The sequence below is a fragment of the Parapedobacter sp. genome, assembly GCF_053550995.1.
This window is the reverse complement of sequence record NZ_JBMQOC010000122.1, coordinates 1-4,974: the sequence shown is the minus strand read 5'-3', so window position 1 is coordinate 4,974 and position 4,974 is coordinate 1. Positions and strand designations below refer to the sequence as shown.

General features: G+C 50.1%; 5 protein-coding genes and 2 pseudogenes. 1 reads left to right on the top strand and 6 read right to left on the bottom strand.

Annotation, left to right across the window (positions count from 1 at the left end; translation table 11 throughout):
- A pseudogene (locus ACO1NT_RS16865) lies at nucleotides 1-239 on the bottom strand (hypothetical protein); the annotation flags it as partial.
- A 96-nt stretch (nucleotides 240-335) separates the two neighbouring features.
- Between ACO1NT_RS16865 and gldB the strand changes: the two are divergent.
- The gene (gene gldB / locus ACO1NT_RS16860) at nucleotides 336-1,370 is read left to right on the top strand and encodes a gliding motility lipoprotein GldB (RefSeq protein WP_449049908.1); all 1,035 of its coding nucleotides are present in this window, start codon (nucleotides 336-338) and stop codon (nucleotides 1,368-1,370) included.
- Between the two features lie 10 nt (nucleotides 1,371-1,380).
- Here the strand turns inward: gldB and ACO1NT_RS16855 are convergent, their stop codons facing one another.
- The 5 genes and pseudogenes from ACO1NT_RS16855 to ACO1NT_RS16835 form a co-directional block, all read right to left on the bottom strand.
- Complete coding sequence (locus ACO1NT_RS16855; protein ID WP_449049907.1) at nucleotides 1,381-2,292, bottom strand: FKBP-type peptidyl-prolyl cis-trans isomerase; 912 nt, start codon at nucleotides 2,290-2,292, stop codon at nucleotides 1,381-1,383.
- Nucleotides 2,293-2,332: 40 nt separating this feature from the next.
- On the bottom strand, nucleotides 2,333-2,908 hold the full coding sequence (locus ACO1NT_RS16850) for an FKBP-type peptidyl-prolyl cis-trans isomerase (protein WP_449049906.1): 576 nt from the start codon (nucleotides 2,906-2,908) through the stop codon (nucleotides 2,333-2,335).
- Between the two features lie 240 nt (nucleotides 2,909-3,148).
- A complete protein-coding gene (locus ACO1NT_RS16845; RefSeq protein WP_449049905.1) occupies nucleotides 3,149-3,646 on the bottom strand; it encodes a CAP domain-containing protein in 498 nt (165 codons plus the stop codon).
- A gap of 121 nt (nucleotides 3,647-3,767) precedes the next feature.
- Entirely contained in the window at nucleotides 3,768-4,142 is a 375-nt protein-coding gene (locus tag ACO1NT_RS16840) for a thioredoxin fold domain-containing protein (protein WP_449049909.1), read from the bottom strand.
- A 109-nt stretch (nucleotides 4,143-4,251) separates the two neighbouring features.
- A pseudogene (locus ACO1NT_RS16835) lies at nucleotides 4,252-4,974 on the bottom strand (TonB-dependent receptor); the annotation flags it as partial.

The window sequence follows — 4,974 nt, the reverse complement described above, 5'->3', positions numbered from 1 at the left end:
TTTTCCGTAAATGCAAAATCGGCAAGCAGGCCGTAGGCAAAGCCGAATTGTGGCGTGCTCTTGTGGTCGCCGGTATCCCCATACCGCATCCATGCAATATTCGGTGCGAAGGTAATGCCCAGCGAAACGGGCTTGTATTGGTAGGTGGAGCTATAATAATCCTGCGCCATGGCACGAGGGCCGCTGAACGTGATGAATAAAAAGACCAATATATAGAAGGGTATTGTTTTGTTCCGCATATCAATAAATCCGTGTAAATCCACTTATACTGTCTTGTCCCCGTTCCATCAAACCCCATCAAAATCCGTAACTTCGCTGCCAGCTAATAAACAAAAATGATGCTCAAAACCCGTGCACGACAAATTTATTGCTTTTTTTTAATTATCGGCCTGTTTTCATGCACTCGGACCGAGCGGGTGGATGTAAGCCACATCGATCTGTCTATTACCGTCGAACGCTTCGATAGGGCACTTGATAGCCTGAGTCCGACCAACATCCCGATGAAAAACAGCCAATGGCTTCGGCAGTATGGGTTTTTCTATGCCGACTATATGCAATATATGCTGGAGGCCGGCAATCCGTTGGACAGCGGCCAAGTAGCTGCGGTGTTGGAGGCGGTCATTGCAACGGCCGATTTCAAGGCGTTGAAGGCAAGTGTTTATGCAACTTATCCGGACATGGCAGAGCAGGAGGCCGGACTGACGGACGCATTCAAGCACCTGAAATATTATTTTCCGTCGATCGATATTCCCCGGGTCATCGCTTTTTTCTCCGGCTTTGCCGTGCAAACACCGGTGGGTGAAGATTATATAGGCATCGGGCTGGACATGTTCCTTGGGGCGAACTCCAAGTTTTATCCCGCATTGCGTGGTAGCATCCCGCAATACCTCACGCGGCGTTTCACTCCGGAAAACATTGTGCCCCGTGTAATTGAAAGCTATGTTCGTGAGAACCTGTATCCGCAGGATGCATTGGATGTGAGTTTGCTGCAGCACATGGTGTATCAGGGAAAAGTGATGTATGTGATGGAGCAGGCCATGCCCACTGTGGCAGACAGCCTGATGATTGGATACACTACAGACCAGTGGACGTGGGCCAATCATTTCGAGCGCGATATCTGGGCGTGGTTTTTACAGGAAGATTTACTCTATGAGGCCGATTACAACCGTATCCAGAAATACCTTGGTGAAGCCCCATTTACCCCCGAGCTGGGCGAGCAAAACGAATCGGCACCGAAACTCGGCGTATTCATGGGTTGGAAAATCGTGCGGGCCTATATGGAACGAAACCCCGGCACGGATCTCGCGGACCTGTTGGGCATGAAAGACGCCCAAAGGCTACTGGATGAGTCGCGCTATCGGGGTGGATAAGGTAATCATCCTACTCATCCTTCACTTCCACTTCGAAATCGAGCGAGAGGAAGGGTGCGATGTTGGTGCTCCCCGTTCTTCCATAAGCATGGTCGCTTGGTGTGAAGAAACGGATTTTACCCCCTTTATTGACCAAGGGTACGATTTTCTGCCATGCGGATATGACCCCGCCAGCTAAACTGAATTCCTTGTCGGTACCTGAGTCAAGTACATTGCCTTCGGGATCTTTCAACGTGTAATCGACCGTTACCGTAGAATCGGCCGTGATGGCATCGCCGGTTCCCTGCTCGATGATCTGGTAATAAATACGGTCCTCCCGCTTGGTGAAGTCATCGATATTCAACGACTCATGGGCAATCATCCGTTGGATCACCTGGTCCTCGTAGTCGATGAAATTGTCGTGTACAGTTACCACATAGTCCAGTGACGCGTTGGGAGGAATACCCACGCTTGGCCGCCCATTCCTGCCGTACATGAGCCGTGAGGGGACGATAATCCGGATTTTTCCATCGGTATTTTGCAATACCTCACGGATGACCTCTTTGAAGTCGCCGGGGCGCTCGACGGTGGGCGTACCGGCGTACGAAGACCCGAAAGGGAAGTAACCGAAGAAGTCGGCATAGCGGTTGTTGCCAGCCAAGGTATCCGCTGCGTTGTAGGTGCCGTCCAGGCTCTTTACCGTATAAACCACGGGATACTTCTCACTATAATCAATGGGGTTGCCGGTTCCTTCCTCGAGCACTTGGTAGAACAAATCGGTTTCCTTGTATTGATGCACGGTAAGGTTGTTTTTTTCAATGTACGCACGGATGTTCGCGTTGTCCAGCTCTTCAAACGATTGGTATTCTTTTTTTGAACACCCCATCAATGACACGATGGCCACGATACCGATAGCCGCAATACAAGGAGTCGATTTGATCATTTTATATCTGTACAGTTGATTTGAATTTGTATGCTCGGTATTAATTTGCGTCTTCGATATCCACCAATTTCACCTCGAAAAAGAGGGGCGAATTGGCCGGTATGGTGCCATTACTGCGTTGTGCGTAAGCAAGTTTTGAAGGCGTAACGAATCGGATGACCGCTCCTTTTTGTAAGCCATCGCCCGTAATACCGCCAAATACATGGGGTTCGGTTAGCAATTCACCGTTTTCGTCATATCGGATTTCCGTTGGGAAGAACACGGCCTGCCAAGCAAGGATGGTGTTACCCAAGTTCAATTTGGCACCCGACGCAGAATCGTCACTGTCAAACTCGGTACCGTTGAGTAACTCACCGACGTAATTCACGTAAACATTGGGGTATACCGTTTTGTAATTAAACGATCCCGCAGTTCCTGGGGAAACAATCTCATACCAAATACCGGTTTCCTCATGGAGAATAGCCCCGGGCATGTTGGCCAATACGTATTCCTCAATGACCGGCTTCTCCAATGCATACTGTGCTTCGGGATCATACGGTTCCCCATCTTTGATGCACGACGACAATCCCATGGCGACCAAAGCGCCCAACACCAATACATGTATTTTCTTCATCATTTCGTTGTTTCAACCTTGCAGGATGCAAAGTTATTTAAATAATCCAATTAATTGACCTGTTAACACTATTTAACAAACATAATCAACAAGTATGCCGCGCGTTATGTTTCCCAATCGTTGGAATTGGTTTGTTTCTCGGTATCTCATTTTTCTATTTGTTTTCGAATGTACAGACGGGCCGGTCGGAGGTTTCGCTACAGCAGCCACAAAAATAGCATGACGATCCATGCCTGTCGGTGTTCATTCCCGCGGAGTACCGAAAACCTGGACCCAGTAGCCGCCGTCGTGTGCGATGGCCATTTCCCGGTAGGCCTCGCGCATCAGGTTGGCGCAATGGCTGGGGCTATCCAGCCATTTCTGCACGGCAGTTTGTATATCGAAACTGCCAAAGGCGATGTTCTCCCCGTAGGTGAGGATGGAGCGGCTATCGTCGATATAGCCCGATTGCACGAGCCGGTTATAGAGGTTTTCGCCCGAGGGGCTTGTGTGGCTGAAATAGTTGTTTTTATGCATGTCTTGGGCGTGTGCCAACGCCGCTTGGTAGAGTTCATTGTTCCAAGTGACCTTGGTGGTGGCAGGTAGTGGTACATCGCCGCAGGTACAGCCCTCCTGCCGCCAGCGATTCACTTCCGCCAACGCGTTGACGGCATTGGAGTCTAAACCTACGACACCTTCTGGTTGGGTGGCTTGGTCATTGCCCGATACCCTGTCGGGTTCCTGGCCGATCACAGGCTCCATTGACTCACTGCCATTTGGCTCGCAGGCAAGTAACAATGCGAATACGCAAAAAACAATGACAGCAACGGACTTTAACATAGGTAATTGTTAATTTATTTGCAATAAACGTAAAAAAATTTAGTTATTCCAAATTTTTCCCCAGCGATTCCAGCAGCCGTGACAATTCGCTGGCCTTGATTACACCCGGGAATTTGAAGATGATTTCGAAGTGCTCATTGAGCAATACCCACGTGGGAATCGACAGCCGGTTGTCGATTTCTCCCAGTGCAAATGCGAGTTCATGGCGTCCGGTGGCTACGCCGGTGGGAAAAAACCGGTAGGTCTTATCGTTGAAAACCACCTCCCCCGTGGTTTCTGCATCCAGTTCGGTAAAGTATACCTGCGACAACGCACGTTGTAGTTCCCGATTTTTTTTGAGCTGGTTTTTTTGCATCCGGCAGTACATACACCAATCTGCTGTAATCAATACAAGCGCAGGTTTAGGGCGAAGACGCATGCTGTCCGTCAGTTCACCGATAGGTAAACGGGCTGGTTGCGCGTTGACCGTTGCCGGAGCGGATAAAAATAAAAGGATAAAAACTACGACACGCGTATTAGCCATATCTTTAATAAAAGCGATATCGGATACCCAAGAACCCCCTGGCGCCCTGGTTGGGGCCGAATACGTAAGACGGGTCGAACGTGAGGCCGTACGGGTTTTCGGGTGTGATGACTGCCTGGCCTTCGCCGTTAAACTCCACCAACTTGTCAAATGGGTCGTGCGACCGGGCAATGATAAACGGGTTTCCCCGGTTGGGGGTCCAATCCAGCAGGTTTTTCACGCCGCCATACACTTCAATGCCGTTCCGGAAGGCCTTGGTCAGCTGGATGTTCTGGATACTCCACCAGGGCGATTGCGGCGATCGCGGGTCGGCCTCACTCAACAGCGGCAAGCGCATCGGGCCATAGAGGTTGCCTGTATAATCCACGGTAAGTCCCGGGCGCTTCCATGTATAACCGGCATTCCATACGCCCGTAAACCGCTCGGTAAACAATTGCTGTACCTTTTGGCCATTTTCTTGGCTATACACATCCATGGCCGTGGCACCAGCCATCAATTTCAAACCATTCATCAGTGCGAGGTCCACATTCAAAGATACCCCCTGCGAGATCGCGTGGCCGTTTAAGTTGCCGTACAGGATCTTCGTTGCATCGGTATCGTAGTCGGCGATGATTTTGTTATTGAAATAGGTGTAAAACACGGTGGCGTCGAAGCCGATGATGCCACCGCTAGAGAGGGGGACTTTCTTCACGAAGTTCACATTGCCGTTCCAAGAGGTTTCGGGGGC